The organism is Clostridium sp. CM028 (genome assembly GCF_030585565.1).
Taxonomy (GTDB): Bacteria; Bacillota; Clostridia; order Clostridiales; family Clostridiaceae; genus Clostridium_AD; species Clostridium_AD estertheticum_B.
In genome coordinates this window covers 3,134,788-3,157,039 of record NZ_CP077766.1, presented here as the reverse complement: position 1 = coordinate 3,157,039, position 22,252 = coordinate 3,134,788, and the positions used below count along the sequence as shown (strand labels likewise).

Below are 22,252 nucleotides of genomic sequence, written 5' to 3'. Positions count from 1 at the left end.
TGATTTTTAGAATTAACAACAACATCCTCTCGCTGGTGTTTCAACATTTCTACCTTTACAACAACAACAAACTATGAATATCAATATTAGCAAGAAAGCATTTTTGTTTTCAAGTAGACATGTTCTTTGAAGTATAATTAAGAGTATTAACGCACAACATGGATTTGTACATATACTTGAAAACTGATTTCCATTTCTACATCCACATTCTGATGTTCTATCACAACATCTTCTTACACGACGTCTTCTTTTTGACATATAAAACTCCCCTTCCTGGGCCATGTTTTAATGCACTATTTATTTTAACTCAAGTTAATTAATATTTTAATTTATCTATTTGTGCAATTACAATTATTTATCTAACAATCTTCATCACAGTTATCTAGATTTATAAAATTATTTGTGCATCCTCTGCCTTGTCTACCATTATTGCCACCACATGCGAATATAAGAATTAAGATTATTATCCAGCAACATGCACCGCCGCCGCCGAATCCGCCACATCCGCCACCAAATCCACCAAATCCGCCAAATCCACCTCTACTACTTGAGCCACATCTGCAAAGTTCCTTGCAGTGTTTAGGATCGCATCCGCAGACAGTTCCACTCTCTTGTCCTTGACCCCATCCTCCGCATAAGCATAATAGAATAATGATCCAAATTATTGAGCTTCTTCCGCCGCCGAATCCGCCACATCCGCCACCAAAGCCGCGTCCACAGTCACAGTCTCCTCTGTTGTTACAGTTGCCACCTCCGATGCCACAGTTGCCACCGCCTAAATTTCCTTTGCCACTACTCAAGCCACTTAATAAGCTATTCATATCCATTTACTTGCCTCCTTATTGTTGTTTTACCTTTTAAAATCTTTTTCTTTGGTTCTACTATATACTATTCTTGTAGAAATAAATTGACACAGATTTTCAAATTAAATCATCTTTTCCATGTGCTTAAATCATTACCTGCGATCTGTATATTTTTTACACATGCTAAAGGCAAAAAAAAATAGACCTCATTACTTTATGCACAAAGTACTAGTTTGCACGCCGTAATGTAGGTCTCTTTTATTTTTTATTCTTCTATGTGATCATCTTTAAACATGTTTCCTAGTAACTCTTTTACACCTATTTTCTTTAGTGAGGAAATATTAATAATTTCCTCATTCGCCTCAAGAGCAAATGTTTCCCTTATCAACTTATTATTTTTTACAAGCTCTGCTCTATTTAACTTATCTTTTTTTGTTGCCACTATTACAACTTCATAACCAAAATGTTTAATCCATCCGTACATTAGAAGATCATCTTTAGTTGGCTTACGTCTACAATCCACAAGTAATGCTACCTTTTGAAGTTGTGGTCTACGAATTAGGTAGTCCTCCATCATCTTACCCCATTTAGCTTGTTCAGTTTTTGATACTTTTGCATATCCGTAACCTGGTAAATCAACAAAATAAAAGCTATTGTTTATTAAAAAAAAGTTTATAAGTCTAGTTTTTCCAGGTGTTCCACTAACTTTAACCAGCTTTCGCCTATTTGTTAAAGTATTTATTAAAGAAGACTTTCCTACGTTGGACCTACCAACGAAAGCATACTCTACCATATTATCTGTAGGATACTGGTTAGGTTTTACTGCTGAAATTATGAATTCAGATTGTTTTATCTCCATTATATATCTCTCCAATTAATGCATTTTCAAGCACATGTTCTACTTTACTTGCAATTATAAATTTTAGTTTATTTTTAATACTATTTGGTATTTTTTGTATGTCTTTTTCATTATTTTTAGGTATTATAATTGTATCAATTCCTGCCCTATAAGCAGCTAGCGATTTTTCCTTAAGTCCACCAATAGGCAGCACTCTTCCTGTAAGTGTAATCTCCCCTGTCATCGCTACATTATGTCTTACTTTTTTGTTAGTTAAGGCAGATACCATTGCAGTTATCATAGTTACCCCGGCCGATGGTCCATCTTTAGGCACCGCTCCCTCTGGTACATGAATATGAATATCTTTATTTTTATAAAAATCTTTATCAATATTATATTTGGCTGCATTAGCTCTAACATAGCTGTATCCAGCTTTGGCAGATTCTTTCATAACATCTCCTAATTGACCGGTAAGTTGAAGCTTACCAGTTCCATCCATAGCACTTACCTCTACAGGCAAGATAACCCCACCAACCTCTGTCCACGCAAGGCCTGTTACAACTCCTACTCCATCTTCCTCGTCAGCTTTATCATAGGTATATAAAACTGGACCTAAATATCGTTTAACATGTGAAGTTGTAACATTAACATTTTCTTTACCCTTTTCTACCGTTTCAGTTATTGCCTTTCTTATAACTGAGGCAATTTTTCTTTCAAGATTTCTAACCCCTGATTCCCTAGTATAATTTTCGATAATGCAATTCACCGAAGAATCGGAAAAAGTTATTTTATCATCATCCATATTATGTTCTTTTAACATCTTTGGAATAATGTGATTTTTAGCGATATGGAATTTTTCTTCTGAAGTATAGCCTGACACCTCAATAACTTCCATTCTATCTAGTAATGGTCTTGGAATGGTATCTAATTTATTTGCAGTAGTTATAAATAAAACTTTCGATAAATCAAAGTCTAATTCTAGGTAATGATCCCTAAAAGTTGCATTTTGTTCACTATCCAAAACTTCTAAAAGCGCATCTGCCGGATCACCCTTAGAATCACTGCTCATTTTATCAATTTCATCTAATAAGAATAATGGATTTCTATATCCGGCTTGTTTCATGGCATATATAATTCTACCTGGAATTGCTCCCACGTAAGTTTTTCTATGTCCTCTTATTTCAGCCTCATCTTTTACTCCACCAAGTGACATTCTAACGAAATTTCTATTTAATGCATTAGCAACAGACTTTGCTATAGATGTTTTTCCAACTCCTGGTGGACCTACCAAACAAAGTATAGGACCCTTAAGCGTATTACTGATTTTTTTAACTGCTAAATATTCTATTATTCTTTCCTTAACATCCTCGAGCCCATAATGTTCCGCTTTAAAAACTTCTCTAGCCTTGTTAATATCAATGGTATCTTTAGTCACTTTATTAAAGGGTAGTGCTAATATCCAATCCAAATAGGCTTTTGTTACTCCACTTTCAGAAGAATAACTCCCTGAACTTTTCAATCTATTTAGTTCATAAATTGCTTTTTCTTTTGCCTCTTTAGGAAGCTTTGCCTTTTTTATTTTATTTTCATATTCTACTATTTCTCTCTTATCTTCGTCATCTTCTCCTAATTCTTCTTGTATAGCTTTTATTTGTTCTCTTAGGTAATATTCCTTTTGGATTTTATCAATTCTACCTTTAACCTTGGTTCCAATCTTCTTTTCTATTTTTAATACTTCAACCTCATTTTTTAATATAAATAACAATTTTTCTAATCTTTTAATAACTTCTACTGTTTCAAGCAATTCTTGTTTTGTCTCTGGCTTTAGTATTAAATATGAGCTTACCATATCACAATATCTTCCTGGCTCTTCCGTCTCTTCTAAACTGAATAAAGCATCTGGGAAGTTGTTAACTGATAGATTTATGTATTCTTCAAAGGCTTTATCTATACTTCTAATGTATGCCTTACATTCCTTATTATCTTCATACAGTTCATCTTCAATAATTTCTACTTCCACCCGTACAAAAGGTTCCTTCTCTTTGTACTCAAGAATCTTACCTCTCTTTATTCCCTCAACTAGTACCCTAATTGCATCTCCTGGCAACTTTAATATTTGTTTTACGTTACAAATAGTACCAATATTATATATATCCTTCTCTTCTGGTTCTTCAATTTTTGATACTTTCTGTGAACCCAGAAAAATCTCTTGATTATTTAGCATAGCATCCTCTAATGCAAGTATAGATTTTTCCCTACCAACATCAAAGTGCAATACCATATATGGAAATATATTCATGCCTCTTAACGGAATTAACGGAAGAAGTTTTGTAATTTTATCCATTTTTCTCCCTCTTTTCTATATTATATTAATTTTTTTCTATTAATGTAAAATCAAACTTCTACTTTACAAAGAATAGATATCACAAACTATAAATATTTGATCATTATATTTTTATGTTTTTATATTTCGACTACTATAGTATACCTATAATACAATTATTTTTCAATACTACAAAGTTTAAAATAAAAAAGGTAATCTACTATAATTAAATAGTGATCACCTTTTTTTTAAAATATGATTTATCCTTTTAATGATTCAGCTGCTATAACATCCACATCTTTCTCAAATGCAATTGAAATATTTTTAGGATTCTCCTGAAGTAACGCCTCACGAATTACCTCACTAATATTACTCACTGGTATAATCTTAATATTTTCAATACTTTTAAAACTATCTTGCCAATTATCCCTCGGAATAATAACTCTTGTGGCACCTGCTTTTTTTGCAGCAGCGATTTTAGCATTGACACCGCCTATCGGCTTTACATTACCATGAATTGATATCTCTCCTGTCATTGCAACCATATTATCAACTGGCACACCTTTTATTGCACTATATATTGCAGTTGTTATGCTAACCCCGGCTGATGGGCCATCTACTGGTGATCCACCTGGAAAGTTTACATGAATATCATAATCATCACAATCTATATCAAAATATTTTTCGAGTACTGTAACCACATTTTCTACTGATGATCTCGCAGTACTTTTTCTTTTCAATTTTTTATTGCTACTACTTATTTCTTCTTCTTCAATAATTCCTGTAATTTTAAGAACACCTTTTCTAAGCTTTATTTTTTTTGCACTAGCTTCAATTTCCATTACCGCTCCTATATTAGATCCGTAAACCGCAAGCCCGTTTACATATCCAATTTGTGGTTTATCGGATATCATATTTTCGAACCTTGGGGAGTACTGACCATTTTCTATAACCCACTCAACATCCTCAACACTTACTTCATCTCTATCATCGTTAATAGCCATACCACTAGCTAACTGAATTAAATTAACAGTATCACGTCCATTGCTAGAGTATTTACCAACAAGCTTTAATGCTTTTTCACATATTTTAAGACCTATTTTATTTATTGAATTTTCAGCGATTGTTTGTAATTCTTCTGGTAGTAATGCCCTAAAAAATATCTCTATGCACCTTGACCTTATTGCAGGCATTATTTCTTCTGGATTACGTGTAGTTGCACCTATAAGTCTAAAATCAGCTGGAAGCCCTTCATCAAATACTTCTTTTATATAAAGCGGCATGTTAGGATCTTCTCCATTATAATAAGCGCTATCTAAAAATACTTTTCTATCTTCTAATACTTTAAGGAGTTTATTCATTTCTATAGGATGTAGCTCTCCAATTTCATCAACAAATAGAATTCCGCCATGTGCTTTTGTAACCGCTCCAGGCTTTGGTTGAGGTACTCCAGCCGCTCCGAGTGGTCCGGCTCCTTGGTAAATGGGATCGTGAACGGATCCAATAAGCGGATCTGCAATCCCTCTTTCATCAAATCTAACAGTTGTTCCATCTATTTCTACAAACTTAGAACATTCATTAAATGGAGATCGTTCTCTTTTTTTAGCGTCTTCAAGTACTAATCTAGCAGCCGCTGTTTTTCCTACTCCAGGTGGCCCATAAATTATGACATGTTGAGGATTAGGTCCGCATATTGCTGCTTGCAGTGCCTTAATTCCTTTTTCTTGTCCTATAACCTCCTCGAATCTTGTCGGTCTGCTTTTTTCAGTAAGTGGTTCTGTAAGGCTTATGCTTTTCATTTTTCTTAAATTTTCCATTTCTTTTTTGTTTCCTTTATTAACAACCACCTTACTACTTTGCTGACTTTTTAATGCATTAAAAAAATATAATCCAATAACTATTGTAAAAAAAAGTTGTATTGCCATAAGAAGTTTCATTGTCATATTATTTAAAGTTTAATATTTAATATATTAAACTAATCCTCCTTTCTCATATTAAATTTGCATATTTTAGTAAATATTGCATCATTTATATTATGGTCAAGAAATGAATAATATATTCTTCTTATTCCATATATTATTCAAATTTTTAATTTTATAATTTCCTCAAAATAAAAAAAAGACAGATATATAATCCGTCTTTCTTCTACATTAATATTACACCTGCGTAGGTGATGATTTAGTCTTAGTTTACTATGCTGTTTCTGGGCCTTTTTTAGTTTTAATTTTCTGTGCAATCTTTAATTTTTCTCTTTTTCCACTTTCAGCTAAGACTAATTGTGGGTTTCTAGTTCTAATAGTATCCTCATTAACTATTACTTTAGATACTTGTTCATTAGATGGAATATCAAACATAATTTCCTTCATTGTATCCTCTATAATAGATCTAAGTCCACGAGCTCCAGTTTTTCTTTTGATAGCTTCTTTAGCTATAGCTTTTAACGCTTCTTCTTCAAACTCTAATTCTACGTTATCCATCTCAAACAATTTCTTATATTGTTTAATGAGCGCATTTTTAGGTTCACTAAGAATTTTAACTAATGCTTCTTCATCTAACGCTTCAAGAGTAACTACTATCGGAAGCCTTCCTACAAACTCTGGAATTAATCCAAATTTCAATAAATCTCCTGGCATTATAAATTTCAACATTTCTCCTACATTTGCTTCTTCTTTTGATCTTATTTCAGCTCCGAAACCAACAGATGTAGTTCTAGTTCTTTTTTCTATAATTTTATCAAGTCCATCAAATGCTCCTCCACAGATAAATAAAATATTTGATGTATTTATCTGAATAAACTCTTGATGAGGATGCTTTCTTCCACCTTGTGGTGGAACTGATGCTGTAGTGCCTTCTAATATTTTAAGTAACGCCTGTTGAACGCCTTCTCCAGATACATCCCTAGTTATAGAAGGATTTTCAGATTTTCTAGCTACCTTATCTATTTCATCTATATAGATAATACCTTTTTCTGCTTTTTCTACATCATAATCAGCATTTTGTATTAATTTAAGTAAGATGTTTTCTACATCTTCTCCTACATATCCTGCTTCAGTAAGTGTAGTCGCATCGGCTATTGCAAAAGGTACATTTAAATATTTTGCTAATGTTTGAGCTAGTAAAGTCTTACCACTTCCTGTAGGTCCAAGTAATAATATATTACTTTTTTGAAGTTCAACATCACCTTCATTAACATTTGAATTTATTCTTTTGTAATGATTATATACTGCTACAGCCAAAGATTTTTTAGCGGTATTTTGCCCAACTACGTACTCATCTATATATTTTTTTATTTCTGCAGGTTTTGGTAACGACCCTAGGTCTAGTTCAACATCCCCCTGGAATTCATCTACAATTATTTCAGAACATAATTCTATACACTCATCACAAATATACACTCCTGGTCCTGCAATTAATCTTCTAACTTGTTCTTGGGTTTTACCACAAAAAGAACATTTAAGTTGTTTTTTTTCATCAAACTTTGTCATATTTTCACCTCAACTAACCTTATTTCGTTTAATGTTATTTCTTTTTAGATATAACTTCATCTATTAATCCATACTCCATAGCTTCTTGTGCACTCATGAAGTAATCTCTTTCAACATCATGTTGAATTTTTTCAATTGATTGTCCAGTTCTTTCACTATAGATTTTATTTAGTGTAGCTTTAGTTTTCATAATTCTTTTTGCGTGAATATCAATATCAGTTGCCTGACCTTGGAACCCACCTAAAGGCTGATGTATAAGTATTTCGCTATTAGGTAATGCAAATCTTTTTCCCTTTTCACCAGCATTTAATAAGAACGATCCCATGGATGCTGCCATACCAATACAAATAGTTGAAACTTGTGGTTTTATATATTGCATTGTGTCATAAATAGCCATCCCTGCTGTAATTGATCCACCTGGACTATTTATATATAAATAAATGTCTTTATCAGGGTCTTCCGACTCTAAATACAATAACTGAGCAACAACTAAACTAGCAGTGACATCATTTACCTCTTCTCCTAGGAAAATTATTCTATCATTTAATAATCTCGAATAAATATCATAGGATCTTTCGCCCCTATTAGTTTGTTCAACAACCATTGGCACTAAACTCATATAATTCACTCCTTTACTCTAATAATAGTACTGTTTAACTAGGTAATCTATTCCTTAATTCTATCCCAAGTAATTATTTTTTAATCAATTAATTTTATCCTGTATTTAAAATTAATTGCCAGAGAAATATCTGGCAATTAATTCTAGTATAAATTATGCAGTAACTTTTGCACTATCAACTAACATATCTATTACTTTTTCATTTACAACATCAATTTGTAGATATTGTTTTTGCGCTTTCATAATTAAGTCTGCTGTTTTATCTATTTCTTTGTCTCCATATTGCGCCGCAACTTGTTTAGCTTTTTCTAACAGTTCTTCATCACTAGCTTCAAATTTTTCTATTTTCGCTATCTCTGTTATTACTAAATCAGTTTTAACTCTCTTTTCAGCTGCTTCTTTCATGAACTCCCTAACCTTTTCTTCAGTGTTGTTAGTGTACTGATAGTACGATTCAAGATCTAACCCTTGTTGTTTTAATTTCATTTCTAAATCTTTGAGCATTATATCAGTTTCTCTTTTCACCATAATTTCTGGAATATCCATTGCTACGTTAGAACAAACTGCATCTATTACAGATTCTTCAAATTCTTTCTTTTCTCTATCTGCACTTGATACCTCAAGTGATTTTTTAATGTTATTTCTTAATTCTTCTAAAGTATCGAATTCTGACACTTCTTTAGCAAATTCATCATCAATAGCTGGTAATTCTTTTTCTTTCATGCTTTTAATAGTTACATTAAAAGTTGCAAGTTTTCCATTTAAGTCTTCTCTTCCATATGCTTCTGGAAAATTAACTTTAACTTCTTTAGTTTCTCCAGCTTTTAAGCCTATTAATTGTTCTTCAAAGGTATCAATAAATGATCCTGAACCAATTTCAAGTTCAAAATCTGTTCCTTGTCCGCCTTCGAAAGCTACATCTTCAACAAATCCTTCGAAGTCTATAATTGCTATGTTGCCCATTGCAACAGCGCCATCAAGCTTCTCTTCAACTCTAGCATTTTTTTCTTGCATGCCTTTTAACTGATTTTCAATTTCATCATCTGTTACCTTATATTCAGTTTTCTTAACTTCTAATCCTTTGTATTCTCCAATTTGAACTTCGGGTGCTACTGCAATTGATGCAGTGTATACAAAATCTTTTCCTTCCCCTATTTCAACAATATCAATTTGAGGATAATCCAATGGCTTTATATCATACTCTTTTAAAGCTTCTGGATATGTATCATCACAGCAGAAGTTTATAGCATCTTCAAAGAAAACACCTTCACCATACATTTTCTTTATTATATTCATTGGAGCTTTACCTTTTCTAAACCCAGGTATATTAATAGTCTTTGAGTTTTTTGCACAAGATTTTTTCAAAGATTCATTAAATCTTGTTGCTTCCACCGTTATTTCTAATTTAATAATATTTTTTTCTAATTTTTCCATTTTAATGTTCATTATATTACTCCTCCTAATCGCCACAAATGCTTATTACTTTAAATATTATAACATAACTTTTCATGTATTTACAAATATTCTTAAGCATATTTGCTCAAATAGTCTAATGCTATAATTATAACCAAATTGCTTATAATTTACAAGTTAATTTTGCCAAGCTTTTCTCCTTGCTATAGTATAGAACTGTCACTTATAGAAGTGCGAGGCTTTCCTTCTGAACTATTGTTAAATTTTTCAAGAACAAATTCCTTTGCTTGTGTCAGTTCCTCGCAACTTAAATAATTGCTGCTATAAACTTCTATAGTTCCTTTTCCACTATACTTAACGCTCTTAAGTTTGTTATATATATATTCATAATCCAAATTACCTTTTCCAGGTAAAAGACAAGGGGAATTTTCATCTCTATCATTAATATGAAGGTTCACTATATTTTCACCCATAACCTCAATATACTTTTCTATAGAAACATTGGCTTTATACGCTTGTTTAAAATCTAAAGTAAAATATATTGGGTACTTACATTTAGTAGCCAAAAATGTTAAAAACTTTAAATTTCCCGACATACACCAAGATACATTTTCCTGCGCCAATTTAATCCCCATTTCCATTGCAATATAGGAAAGTTCATTATATGTATCTATAACAAATTTAGTATCAAGCTCATTAAAATCTGCACTGCGCATACCATGAAATGTATAACAGCTTGCACCTAATATCTTTGCTGCCCTACAAACTTTTTTAAAATGTTTTAACATGTCCAGGCGTCTTCTGTCATATTTATCAAAAATATACGGCTCAAATGAACTTGAAAATGCATGAACCGAATTTACGTTGAATTCATAGGTTTCTTTTTTTTCAAGTAACCTCTTTAAAAAATCTTCCTCGTACTCACCCGGTGTATTAAAAAATATTTCACCATGATTAAACCCTAACTCTTTCATCTTTTTTATACTGTTTTCCGTACTCAAATTAGGATAAAAACATGCCGAAGATAATCCTATATCCATGCTTAACCTCTTTTCTCTACTGCGTTACTTCACCTAATAAATTTACATACACTACCTGACCATCTACAATTGTTTCAAGCCCCTTTGCCGTTATGTTTTTAAAAGTAATTTGCTTACCAGATAATGACATTACCTGCGTATGCTCATTATTTTTTAAATTCACCTTCCATATATATTGAACTTCCTTTTCCTTCATCCAAGGTAATTCACTAACGTATGCAATATTATCTTCATCAATGAACTTAGGTGTAATTGACCAAATATATGTTGGTTTCTCTTTAAGCTTATTTACTTTAGGAAAAACTTCACCTTTACTAGATTTATATTCTTTTTTTGTGATGTCTTTAGTGATTTTATTCACATCAATGTATAGCATATCCTGGTTTTTCGTACTCTGCACTACTATTGCTTTCTTACTTGGACTTATGTCATATGATATATCTTTAGTGTTTGATACACCTTTTATATTTTTTTCGCCTGATTTTACATTATATTCAACGCTAATTTTCTGCCCATCCGAAAATGAAGCAGTAAAGATCTCATTTTTTTCAACCGCTTCCGCTTTTAAAGCAGCCTCTGCCTTTGCTGAAGCCTCTGCAGCTTTCGACTTTTCATCATCTGCCTGTTGTTTAACAACTTCTTCTGATTTTTTTTGTGATTCCGCTGCCTTACTTCCCTTATCCTCTGCATTGATTTTTGGTTTACTTAATAAAAAATCAAAATCTGTAGCTAAAAATATGCTCAACCCTATTATAGGTACAATAATCAATAATAATATTGTTTTTCTTCGTTTTTTCACTTCTTTCTCATAATCCTTACTAAACATGCTAGGCTTCTTCATATAATTTACCTCCATTATAATTGATGCAGTATTATTAATTATACATCATTGTAAATGAAAATAATATGGTTTTTTAAAGATGACATATATGTCTCTTTGTTTATCCCATATCATCTACCCCTTTAGCGATATATATTTTCCAAGTAGTCTATATTAAATAATCTTCTGCAAAACTGCAACATCTAATTTGATTAATAGTCTGCATTGATATAATTTGTTAAAGTTTCAAGTAATTAAGCATATTTTTCTATTATAATCCAATCCAGTATGGCCTTGTTTCATTTTAAAAACATCCTGTTGTTTTTCTTCGTTAAATGTTTAACACTTCTAAAGTGTTGTATTTCAACGTTCGCATAGTCATCTGAATATTCTCAATTTTCCAACTTTTATAAAACACTTGAACTGTTTCATTTTTAATATTACAATATATATATCGACATAATCAATTTAAATTACCACTACTATATATCGATTATTTTATGAATTTGTTGTGATTTTATGTAAAACCAATCACTTTAAAAAATATTATAACATTAATGTATTATAAGGAGGAAAACAAATGTTTAAACAATGGACAGGCTTTAAAGGCGACCAGTGGAAAGATGAAATTAATGTAAAAGACTTTATTCAAAAAAATTATACCTTATATGAAGGTGATGATAGTTTCTTAGTAGGAACAACTGATAAAACTAATAAAGTTTGGAATAAAGCTAATTCCCTTATTATAGAAGAAATAAAGAAAGGTATTATAGATGTAGAAACTAATGAGGTTTCAGGCATAGATAATTTTGCACCTGGATATATAGATAAAGAAAATGAAGTAATTGTTGGATTACAAACAGATGCACCACTCAAAAGAATAGTAAACCCATTTGGTGGCTTTAGAATGGTAGAGCAATCACTTGAAGAGTATGGCTACGAATTAAACAAGGATATAAAAAAATACTTCCCTAAGTATAGAAAAACTCATAATGAAGGAGTTTTCGATGCATATTCTGATGCTACTAAAGTTGCAAGAAACGTAGGATTATTAACTGGACTTCCAGATGCATATGGTAGAGGAAGAATAATAGGAGATTACAGAAGAATAGCTCTTTATGGATTAGATTATTTAGTAGAGCAGAAGAAAAAAGATTTAAAAGAATTAACAGGACGTGCATCAGATGATTTAATAAGACACAGAGAAGAACTAAGCATGCAAATTAAAGCACTTGGTCAAATAAAAAGCATGGCTTCAAAATACGGCGTTGATATTTCAAAACCGGCTACCACTGCACAAGAAGCTGTACAAGCAGTTTATTTAGGATACCTTGCAGGAATAAAAGAAAACAACGGCGCTGCAATGTCACTTGGACGAACTACTACTTTCTTAGATATTTATTTTGAAAGAGATTTGGCGAAAGGTTTAATAACCGAAAATGAAGCTCAAGAGATTATTGATCAATTCGTAATTAAACTTAGAATGGCAAGACATCTTAGAACTCCTGAATATAATGATTTATTTGGTGGCGATCCAAATTGGGTAACAGAATCAATAGGTGGCGTTGCTCTTAATGGCAAAGCAATGGTAACAAAGAATTCTTTTAGATTCCTTCATACATTAACAAACCTAGGATCAGCACCAGAACCTAACATGACTGTACTTTGGTCAGAAAAATTACCAGAAACTTTCAAAAAGTATTGCGCTAAAATGTCTATCGAAACTGATGCCGTACAATATGAAAATGATGATATAATGAGACCAATATATGGTGAGGATTATGGTATAGCTTGTTGTGTATCTGCTATGGAAATTGGTAAGAGAATGCAATTCTTTGGAGCAAGAGCTAACCTTGCAAAATCTTTATTACTATCACTTAATGGCGGAGTCGACGAATTAAAAGGCAAACTTGTGGTACCTGGAATTGAAAAGACAACTGATGAAATTCTTGACTACAAAACAGTTAGAAAAATGTATTCAAAAGTTTTAAAATATGTTGCGCAAATGTATGTGGATACAATGAATACCATACATTATATGCATGATAAATATGCTTATGAAGCTGGTCAACTTTCTCTTCATGATAGTGATCTTAAATACTTCATGGCATTTGGAGTAGCAGGACTTTCTGTTGCAGCCGACTCCTTAAGTGCTATAAAATTTGCTAAGGTATCTCCAATAAGAAATGAGAATGGCATAACCGTTGATTTTAAAATTGAAGGAGATTTCCCTAAATACGGAAATGATGATGATAGAGTTGATGATTTAGCTGTTAATCTTATAAAGGAATTCAGCGATAATCTTAAAACACACCCTACATATAAGGGAGCAGAGCATACTTTATCAGCACTTACTATTACATCAAATGTAGTTTATGGTAAGAAGACAGGAGCAACTCCTGATGGAAGAAAACAAGGTATAGCACTTGCTCCTGGAGCAAACCCAACACAATGTAACGATGAAAATGGAGCATTAGCATCATTAAATTCAGTTGCTAAGATTCCTTATAGAAATTATTGCCAAGACGGAGTTTCAAATACTTTTTCAATAGTACCAGCTGCACTTGGAATAGATGAATCTACAAGAATAAATAATCTAGTTTTCCTTTTAGATGGTTATTTTGCACAAAGTGCACACCATTTAAATGTAAATGTACTAAATAGAGAAGTTTTAGTTGATGCTTATGAGAATCCAGACAAATATCCAACACTCACAATAAGAGTTTCAGGATATGCGGTTCATTTTAATAGATTATCAAAAGAACAACAACTTGAAGTTATTAGCAGAACTTTCCATGATAAAATCTAAATAATTTTATATATTATGAGAGGTGCTTATTATAAGCACTTCTCAATTTATATAAAACTAATTGTGGGTTTCATTTTATATTAAAGCAAAAATATTGTTTTTGTTTTAATATGAAATGAATATAATCTAGTTTTGACATTGAAATTTCTTGTAACAAATCTGAAGGAGGAGTATATATGGTAAAAGGTAAAATTCATTCTATAGAGAGCATGGGCCTGGTTGATGGTCCTGGAATAAGAGTAGTAGTTTTTTTTCAAGGCTGCAAACTAAGATGTGCCTATTGCCACAACCCCGATACTTGGAATCTAAGTGGCGGCATTGAAATGACTGCGGAAGAAATTGTTCAAAAAATCATTAGATTCAAACCATATTTTAATAGATCTTCCGGTGGAGTTACTTTCTCTGGCGGCGACCCGTTAGTTCAACCACAATTTCTACTTGAGTGTTTAAAATTATGTAAACAAAATGGTATCCATACCGCCATAGACACAGCTGGTTTTGGTGATGGTGACTATTCAGAGATATTAAAGCATACAGATTTAGTTCTTTTAGATATAAAGCATACAACTGGTCAAGGTTATGTTAATTTAACTGGCAGAGATTCAACTGATGTTAATACATTTTTAGAAGCGTTAAGACACTCTAAATCTAGAGTTTGGGTAAGACATGTTGTTGTACCCGGAATTACAGATTCTGTGGAACATATAACTAAACTCGCGAAAATTATTAGTAAAGAGGTTCCGCATGTTGATAAACTAGAGCTTCTTTCCTATCACGTTCTTGGAGTAAATAAATACGAAGCTTTATCTATCCCTTATAAATTAAAAGGTGTAGAACCAATGGATAAAGTTAAAACTAAAGAACTCCAAACACTAATAAATAATTTACTTAAGATCAAATAAAAATACGAAATTTTTCCTGCATCACTACAAATTAGAGTTTGAAACATGGAAATCCATTAAGGAATTCTAATGTTTCTACTCTTCTTATTTTAAGTCACTTCCGGAGAAGGTTCATGCTATTATGTATATGACGTCGCAAGCAAAACCCATATCAATTATGATGTGGGTTTTGCTATATTAACATCCTGAATATAATTTAAGGTACTAATTGTATAATAAGTAACGATTGACTCAGTTGAATTTTTGCAGTAAAATAATAAACGAACATATGAATATGTGAACATATGAATATATAAACAACTACATATAAAAATATAGATTTTGTTATTGGAGGTTTTCATTTACTTAATCCCTCATCCCACAAATATAAAACTATAGAATTTATAATCTATATAGGAAGATATTTTAGTACAAATCCAAATATTATTAACTCAATAAGGGAGGAAAGTATGCATTTACATTTACAATATAGGATTATTTCAAAATTTTATGATTTAGTAGACGTTTTCTACTTTAATTGTACAAAGACCAATCCAAGAGAAGGTATATTGGACTTTATATCAGAGCAAAAATCAAAAGTATTGGAAGTTTGTATTGGAACGGCTACCAACAGTATTATTATTGCAGATAACAGAATAAACACTGAAATAGTTGGCATTGATTTATCTAAAGAAATGTTAGCACTTGCCAAAGAGAAAATAGAAAAAAGGGGAATCCGAAATATCGAAACCCTTGTTATGGATGCAACAAATATGAACTTTGATGACAATTATTTTGATGTCGTCTTAATTTCATTAGTTTTACACGAAGTTGATGATAACATAAGGTATAAAATAATGAAAGAAGCCAAAAGAGTATTAAAAAACAAAGGCAAAATAGTCGTTGTTGAATGGGCTCAACCTAAAAAACTTATTCAAAAACTTCTATTTTCAATTATTAAACTATTAGAACCAAAGGGATTTAAAGAGTTTTTACAATTGGACATAAAAGAATATGTTGAAAAATTTTCTCTAAAAGTCTTGAGTGAGAAAAAATGTGATTATACTCGAATATTTGAAATTACAAAAGAAGAATAATTTTAGTAACATAGTGCGTTATCTTCTTAAACAACTATTAGCAACCCAATTATATCTTTTTTCTTAGAGAATGCTAATAAAAGTATATATTGCGTAGAATGCGTTCGAGCGACGCTTAGTAATTCTTAATTAATATTATTTTCAGTTGAGTAAAGAAAAATGCATGTTTGAACGCAGCAAGTTTGCATTTTTTAGCAACTTAAAATAATATTAATTTTAGAATTTCTTGGCAAAGCGAGCGCATTTCAGCAATATATACTCTTCATTACAGCATTCTGTGAGAAAAAAAGATTACATTTATTTTATATTTCTACTACCAGGTTTTATGTAAGCTGTTCCAGCTTTACAAAGTGGGCACTCTGATGGATCGTAACTTTCAATATCTAGTTTTATTGAGCTATAGATAGGATAATCAATAGTGCTACTTCCTCTATCTACTATGCAACATATCCCAACTACTTCTGCCCCAAGTTCTTTTAAGACTTTTATTGTTTCTAAAGAAGACTTGCCAGTAGTTACTACATCCTCTGTAATTAAAACCTTTTGTCCCTTTTTAATTTCAAATCCACGTCTAAGTTCGAAGGTGCCGTTTACTCTTTCAGTAAATATAGCAGGCTTTCCTGTTTGTCTACCTACTTCATAAGCTACTATTATACCACCCATCGCCGGGCCTACTACCACATCAAAATCTATATCTTTAATCTTTTCTACTACTACACTTAGTACCTTTTCAGCCTTGTCTGGATACTGAAGCAATTTTGCACATTGGCAATACCTATTGCTGTGTCTTCCTGAAGATAACAGAAAATGTCCCTCAAGTAGCGCACCTGATTCTTTTAATATATCTAAAACATTAATATTCATAGTATCTCCTCCTATATAATCCCTCTAATTTCACTTAGATCTTTAATACCTTCTTTTATCATATACTTCTCAATTCCGTCGATTATATCATTGCAAATATCCGGTTTTATGAAATTGGCAGTTCCAACTTGAACCGCCTCTGCTCCCACCATTATAAATTCTATAGCATCCTCAAAGCTAGTTATACCACCCATACCTACAACTGGTATATTTACAGCTTTACATACTTCATGTACCATTCTGAGTGCCATAGGTTTTATAGCTGGTCCTGATACCCCTGCATATATATTATTAAAAATCGCTTTTCGTTTATGTATATCAACTGCCATACCTTTAAACGTATTTACTAAAGATAATGCATCTGCTCCAGCTTCACAGCATTTATATGCCATATCTACTATGTCCTCTGCATTCGGTGAAAGTTTAACCATAAGAGGTTTCTTGCAAATACTCTTAATTTCTTTCACTGCTTCATATGCTACCTTTGATTTAATTCCAAAAGCCATACCCCCACATTTTACATTAGGGCAGGATATGTTTAATTCGACTATATCTATAGCCTCATTATTTAATTTTTCTATTGCCATTATGTATTCTTCTATACTACCTCCACCAACATTTGCAATTATAGCTGTGTTATATTGTTGCATTTGCGGAAGTTGTGTATTTATAAAATTTTCAATACCTGGATTTTGAAGTCCTACACTATTTAGCATTCCCCCACGGGTTTCATAAATTCGTATTCCATCATTACCTTGCTTTTCATTTATCGTAAGACCTTTACTTGATATGCCGCCAAGTCTTCCAATATCGTAATACTTACTATACTCCTCGCCAAATCCAAAAGTTCCAGATGCAGCTATGACTGGATTTTTTAAATGCACACCGCATAATTCTACTTTAGTCATTAAAAATCAAATCCTTTCCTTCAAAGACTGGACCATCCTTGCAGGTTCTCTTATTTCCACCCACGGTTTTACAAGTACATACAAGACATGCACCTATTCCGCAAGCCATATGGTTTTCCATAGACACATATACTGGCACTTTTTCATCACAACACATATTTACAACCTTTTTCATCATAATTTCTGGTCCACAGCAAATAACAGTTTCATATTCTTTTACATTTATTATGTCTGTTACGTATCCCTTATGACCAATTTTACCACTTTCTGTGGATAAGTTAATTTTATTTACATATTTTTCCACAGAATCCACAGAATAATCCACAGTCCTAAACCCTGCATACAAATCTATTTCACACGACCTAAGTTTTTTGATCAGATAAACAAGTGGCGCTATTCCAATTCCTCCAGATACAACAGCAATTTTCCCTTTTATTTTTTCCACATCAAATCCATTTCCGAGTGGCCCCATTATCTGAAGTTCATCATTTGCGCAGAGTTTACTAAGATATTTTGTACCTTGACCTACTATTTGGTATAAAAAACTTATTTTCTCATCATCCACATCATACACACTTATAGGTCTTGGTAATAATGGCTCCATTTCTTTTACCTTTAACATAAAAAATTGTCCTGGTTTTACGTTAAACTTGCCCTTTATAGAAAGCTTATACACGCCATCACTTATTTCAACATTTTCATATGTCTTTTCTACTGAACATATCAAATAAACCCCTCCAGCATTTTAATAAAGAATATATCTTATTTTTTGTTTGCGGCTTTTCTTATTTCGTCTCTCATTTTTATAGCTTCTTCGCGAGCACACTGTTCAAAACGAATTTGACCATTATCTGCTTTCTTGTATGCAAGCAAAATACTTCTAGATGCATTTACTACTCCACCATTCCCATTTTTCAAATATATGGCTACATCTTTCGCTGCTCCACCTTGTGCTCCATACCCCGGTATTAAGAAAAACATTTTTTGAAGATCATTTCTCATCTTTAACCCTTCATCTATATGCGTGCACCCAACTACTCCACCTATGGAGCTATATCCACACTCTCCAATAAATTCACTTCCGATTTTTAATAACTTTTCCCCCACAATATCATAAACCTTTTTATTTTCTTTATTCTCTATGTACTCTATATCTTCTGCTCCTTTATTGGAGGTTCTTACTAGTGAGAATAATCCCTTTTCCTTATTTTTTAAATAAGGAAGATATGGTTCAATACTATCCATCCCCATGTACGGATTTATAGTTATAAAGTCACTTTCAAAATCCCCTTCAAAATGAGCTTTAGCATACATTTGTGCAGTTTTTGCAATGTCTCCTCTTTTAATATCTGCAATCACTATGCCACCTTTGCTTTTTATATAACTCAAGGTGTCTTTGTATACTTTTAAACCTTTTAATCCAAGAGCTTCATAATATGCTATTTGCACCTTATAGCAAGCTGATACATCAAAAGTAGCATCAATTATCATTTGATTAAATCTGTATAACGCGTGCTCCTCATGCATAAACTTATTCCTAAACTCTACTGGTAAATATTCTAAATCCGTATCAAGCCCAACGCATACATGACCGTTTTTTTCTACACTTTTAAATAATTTATCTATAATCAAAGATTATTCCGCCTTTACCATTTTATTTACAAATCAACACTTTGTTTGTTTCTACTTATCTTTATAAATTATTCTCCCTGCCTTAATAGTACACATTACCCTACCTACTACAGCCTTACCCTCAAATGGGGAATTGTGTCCTTTAGATAAAAACTGCGAAGGATCAATGTTATATTTAGATTTAGTGTCTAACAGTACCAAGTCTCCATCATAACCTATTTTTATTTCGCCCTTGTTAAATCCCATAATTTTAGCTGGGTTTTTTGACATCAATTCAGAAAGTTTATTTAAAGTAATATGACCTTCTCCTACCAATTTAGTGTAGCATACAGGAAATGAACTTTCTAGTCCTGATATACCAGGAGCGCCCTTTATTTTATCCTCAACACTATGTGGCGCATGGTCAGTAGCTATAACATCCACAAAGCCATCTTTTATAGCTTGTATTAAGAAGCTTACATCCTCAACTTTCCTCATAGGTGGATTTACCCTATAGTTTGTTTCTTCTGTTAATGCTAGATGATGCGGCGTAACTTCACAGGTTATTCGTCCCCCCTGCTGTTTTCCTTTTATAATATCTAGCATAGCTTCTTTTGTACTAACATGAGCTAAGTGAAGTTTACAACCTGTGAATTTTGAAAGGGCTATATCTCTCCATGTCATCATATTTTCAGCAAGCCTTGTATCAACTTCTACTAACTCTTCATTTTCAGCATGAGATATTACTGTTAAATCCTTTTCTTTAGCTTTAACCATTGCCTCAAGCATTATACGACTATCATAAACCCCTTTACCATCATCCGATATAAATCTTACTGCATTGGTTAACTGACCTAGGTGATCTATAGATTTCCCCAATAGATCCTCTGTAATAGATGCACATTGATGAATGTCCAAGAGATTTATTTCCCTAGATTTTTTGAGCACCTTATCTATTGTATCCATTGAGCTACATACTGGTTTTGTATTTGCCATAAGGTTTACCGCAGTATATCCACCCCGCACTGCGGCCTGGCTTCCCGATAGTATATCTTCTTTATATGTATACCCCGGTTCTCTAAAATGACTGTGAAGATCTATAAAAGAAGGGGCTAAAATATATCCCTCTCCATTTATTACCTCACAGTCTTTTTCTAGTTTTTTTCCTATTTCATATATTGTTCCTTTATTTATATAAACATCGCCAATAAAATCCTGTGATGAATCAACTACCCTTGCGTTCTTAATTAACAATTCCATAGTTCTACCATCCCTTCACACTGTATTACGATTTTTTTTGTACGGTCTAAGTCACAATTTAAACCGTACACTTTATATTAATAATTATGTGTTTTATTACGATACAGTAGTATGGTTATTAATCTCATCACAATATATACATCTATACTCGCCCTTTTCACTATTTGCTAAGTAGAAACTATTCAAAATTTCTTGCTCTACAGATGTTATGCATCTTGGATTATTGCATCTTATAACATTATCAATTTTATCTGGCAGCTTTAGTTTAACTTTATTTTCAATTTTTTCTCCAGTTATTATATTTATTGTTATGTTAGGGTCTATAAACCCCAACACTGTAAAATCTATATCAATCTCGTTTTCTATTTTAATTATATCCTTTTTTCCGAGCTTCCCGCTATGTGCATTCATAATAAGCGCCACTGTAAATTGAGCATTATCAAGACCTAAATAGTTGAATATTTTGAGTCCTACACCCGCTTTAATATGATCTATTACTATTCCTCTTTTTATGCTATTTATTGTTACCATTACTTATCCACCCCCAAAAGTTTAGCAATAAGTGCCATTCTTGCATACATACCATATTTTGCTTGTCTAAAGTAACATGCCCTTGGATCAGCGTCGATTTCCACAGCTATTTCATTAACTCTAGGTAGTGGGTGAAGAATTATCATATCTTTCTTAGCTTTTAGCATTTTTTCTTTATCCAGTATATAAATATCTTTAAGTCTTATATAATCTTCCTCGTTAAAAAATCTTTCTTTTTGAACTCTAGTCATATATAAAATATCTAAATCTCCAATAACATCCTCTAATTTTTCAACTTCAAGGAACTCCATATTATTTTTTTCCAATACTTCCGATTTAATGTATTTAGGAATTGTTAATTCATTTGGTGAAATTAGTATAAATTTAATGTTTTCATATCTTGACATGGCTTTTATTAATGAGTGAACTGTTCTACCAAACTTTAAATCACCACAAATTCCTATGGTTAAGTTTGATAATGACCCTTTAATATTTCTTATGGTTAAAAGATCTGTTAATGTTTGAGTTGGATGTTGATGCCCACCATCACCGGCATTTATTACTGGCATTTGAGAGTGCATAGATGCAACTTTAGGAGCTCCTTCTTTGGGATGTCTCATGGCTGCAATATCTGCATAACATTCTACTGTCCTTATAGTATCTGCTACACTTTCCCCTTTTGCTGCCGAACTTGATTTCGCCTCAGAAAAACCTAAAACCTGACCTCCAAGTCTTAACATTGCCGCTTCAAAGCTTAATCTTGTTCGTGTGCTTGGTTCATAAAATAATGTTGCCAAAACTTTCCCATCACATATATGAGAAAAATTTTCAGGTTTTTTAATTATTTCATCTGCATAATCAAAAATCTCCTCAAGCTCTAATATTGTAAAATCCATTGGTTCAATTAAGTGTCTTCCTTTTAGCATATTACATCCACTCCTTCTCAGCCT

General features: G+C 32.2%; 20 protein-coding genes. 3 read left to right on the top strand and 17 right to left on the bottom strand.

All coding sequences use genetic code 11. From position 1 onward, the window contains the following. Nucleotides 1-12: 12 nt before the first annotated feature. The 10 genes from KTC94_RS14900 to KTC94_RS14855 all read right to left on the bottom strand — a co-directional run bounded on the left by KTC94_RS14900 (nucleotide 13) and on the right by KTC94_RS14855 (nucleotide 11,362). Entirely contained in the window at nucleotides 13-258 is a 246-nt protein-coding gene (locus KTC94_RS14900) for a hypothetical protein (protein ID WP_165412004.1), read from the bottom strand. Between the two features lie 101 nt (nucleotides 259-359). After that, on the bottom strand, nucleotides 360-827 hold the full coding sequence (locus KTC94_RS14895) for a hypothetical protein (RefSeq protein ID WP_253198077.1): 468 nt from the start codon (nucleotides 825-827) through the stop codon (nucleotides 360-362). A 241-nt stretch (nucleotides 828-1,068) separates the two neighbouring features. Then, complete coding sequence (gene yihA / locus KTC94_RS14890; protein WP_165412005.1) at nucleotides 1,069-1,662, bottom strand: ribosome biogenesis GTP-binding protein YihA/YsxC; 594 nt, start codon at nucleotides 1,660-1,662, stop codon at nucleotides 1,069-1,071. Continuing rightward, nucleotides 1,643-3,985, bottom strand: coding sequence for an endopeptidase La (lon, locus tag KTC94_RS14885; protein ID WP_216301920.1), 2,343 nt, complete (start codon nucleotides 3,983-3,985; stop codon nucleotides 1,643-1,645). Before lon ends, yihA begins: the two co-directional genes overlap by 20 nt. A gap of 239 nt (nucleotides 3,986-4,224) precedes the next feature. After that, nucleotides 4,225-5,907, bottom strand: a complete 1,683-nt coding sequence (gene lonB, locus KTC94_RS14880; protein WP_165412007.1) for an ATP-dependent protease LonB — start codon at nucleotides 5,905-5,907, stop codon at nucleotides 4,225-4,227. Between the two features lie 249 nt (nucleotides 5,908-6,156). Then, the gene (gene clpX, locus KTC94_RS14875; RefSeq protein WP_165412008.1) at nucleotides 6,157-7,449 is read right to left on the bottom strand and encodes an ATP-dependent Clp protease ATP-binding subunit ClpX; all 1,293 of its coding nucleotides are present in this window, start codon (nucleotides 7,447-7,449) and stop codon (nucleotides 6,157-6,159) included. 34 nt (nucleotides 7,450-7,483) lie between these two features. Further along, nucleotides 7,484-8,068: an ATP-dependent Clp endopeptidase proteolytic subunit ClpP gene (clpP, locus tag KTC94_RS14870; protein ID WP_216301919.1), complete on the bottom strand. Its 585-nt coding sequence runs from the start codon at nucleotides 8,066-8,068 to the stop codon at nucleotides 7,484-7,486. Between the two features lie 153 nt (nucleotides 8,069-8,221). After that, nucleotides 8,222-9,514, bottom strand: coding sequence for a trigger factor (gene tig / locus KTC94_RS14865; RefSeq protein ID WP_220319595.1), 1,293 nt, complete (start codon nucleotides 9,512-9,514; stop codon nucleotides 8,222-8,224). Between the two features lie 170 nt (nucleotides 9,515-9,684). Next, on the bottom strand, nucleotides 9,685-10,521 hold the full coding sequence (locus KTC94_RS14860) for a sugar phosphate isomerase/epimerase (RefSeq protein WP_220319594.1): 837 nt from the start codon (nucleotides 10,519-10,521) through the stop codon (nucleotides 9,685-9,687). Between the two features lie 16 nt (nucleotides 10,522-10,537). Continuing rightward, nucleotides 10,538-11,362: a hypothetical protein gene (locus tag KTC94_RS14855; RefSeq protein ID WP_220319593.1), complete on the bottom strand. Its 825-nt coding sequence runs from the start codon at nucleotides 11,360-11,362 to the stop codon at nucleotides 10,538-10,540. Between the two features lie 559 nt (nucleotides 11,363-11,921). On the opposite strand from KTC94_RS14855, the gene pflB reads away from it, so the two are divergent. From pflB to KTC94_RS14840, 3 genes are all read left to right on the top strand, one after another. Further along, nucleotides 11,922-14,150 (top strand): formate C-acetyltransferase, encoded by a 2,229-nt coding sequence (gene pflB / locus KTC94_RS14850; RefSeq protein WP_220319592.1) that lies wholly within the window; start codon nucleotides 11,922-11,924, stop codon nucleotides 14,148-14,150. A gap of 176 nt (nucleotides 14,151-14,326) precedes the next feature. Then, on the top strand, nucleotides 14,327-15,052 hold the full coding sequence (gene pflA, locus KTC94_RS14845) for a pyruvate formate-lyase-activating protein (RefSeq protein WP_216301915.1): 726 nt from the start codon (nucleotides 14,327-14,329) through the stop codon (nucleotides 15,050-15,052). A gap of 449 nt (nucleotides 15,053-15,501) precedes the next feature. Continuing rightward, nucleotides 15,502-16,128, top strand: coding sequence for a class I SAM-dependent methyltransferase (locus tag KTC94_RS14840; RefSeq protein WP_220319591.1), 627 nt, complete (start codon nucleotides 15,502-15,504; stop codon nucleotides 16,126-16,128). A 297-nt stretch (nucleotides 16,129-16,425) separates the two neighbouring features. Here the strand turns inward: KTC94_RS14840 and pyrE are convergent, their stop codons facing one another. The 7 genes from pyrE to pyrB all read right to left on the bottom strand — a co-directional run bounded on the left by pyrE (nucleotide 16,426) and on the right by pyrB (nucleotide 22,228). After that, entirely contained in the window at nucleotides 16,426-16,992 is a 567-nt protein-coding gene (gene pyrE / locus KTC94_RS14835; protein ID WP_216301913.1) for an orotate phosphoribosyltransferase, read from the bottom strand. A gap of 11 nt (nucleotides 16,993-17,003) precedes the next feature. Further along, complete coding sequence (locus tag KTC94_RS14830) at nucleotides 17,004-17,900, bottom strand: dihydroorotate dehydrogenase (RefSeq protein WP_216301912.1); 897 nt, start codon at nucleotides 17,898-17,900, stop codon at nucleotides 17,004-17,006. Beyond that, nucleotides 17,893-18,627, bottom strand: coding sequence for a dihydroorotate dehydrogenase electron transfer subunit (locus KTC94_RS14825; RefSeq protein ID WP_216301911.1), 735 nt, complete (start codon nucleotides 18,625-18,627; stop codon nucleotides 17,893-17,895). Before KTC94_RS14825 ends, KTC94_RS14830 begins: the two co-directional genes overlap by 8 nt. A gap of 35 nt (nucleotides 18,628-18,662) precedes the next feature. Beyond that, complete coding sequence (gene pyrF, locus KTC94_RS14820; protein WP_216301910.1) at nucleotides 18,663-19,532, bottom strand: orotidine-5'-phosphate decarboxylase; 870 nt, start codon at nucleotides 19,530-19,532, stop codon at nucleotides 18,663-18,665. Nucleotides 19,533-19,583: 51 nt separating this feature from the next. Further along, entirely contained in the window at nucleotides 19,584-20,771 is a 1,188-nt protein-coding gene (locus KTC94_RS14815; protein ID WP_220319590.1) for a dihydroorotase, read from the bottom strand. A 96-nt stretch (nucleotides 20,772-20,867) separates the two neighbouring features. Further along, nucleotides 20,868-21,302, bottom strand: coding sequence for an aspartate carbamoyltransferase regulatory subunit (locus tag KTC94_RS14810; RefSeq protein ID WP_165412713.1), 435 nt, complete (start codon nucleotides 21,300-21,302; stop codon nucleotides 20,868-20,870). Further along, nucleotides 21,302-22,228 carry an aspartate carbamoyltransferase gene (gene pyrB / locus KTC94_RS14805; protein ID WP_165412712.1) on the bottom strand — a complete coding sequence of 309 codons (927 nt, stop codon included), beginning with the start codon at nucleotides 22,226-22,228 and terminating at the stop codon, nucleotides 21,302-21,304. Before pyrB ends, KTC94_RS14810 begins: the two co-directional genes overlap by 1 nt. Nucleotides 22,229-22,252 lie beyond the last annotated feature (24 nt).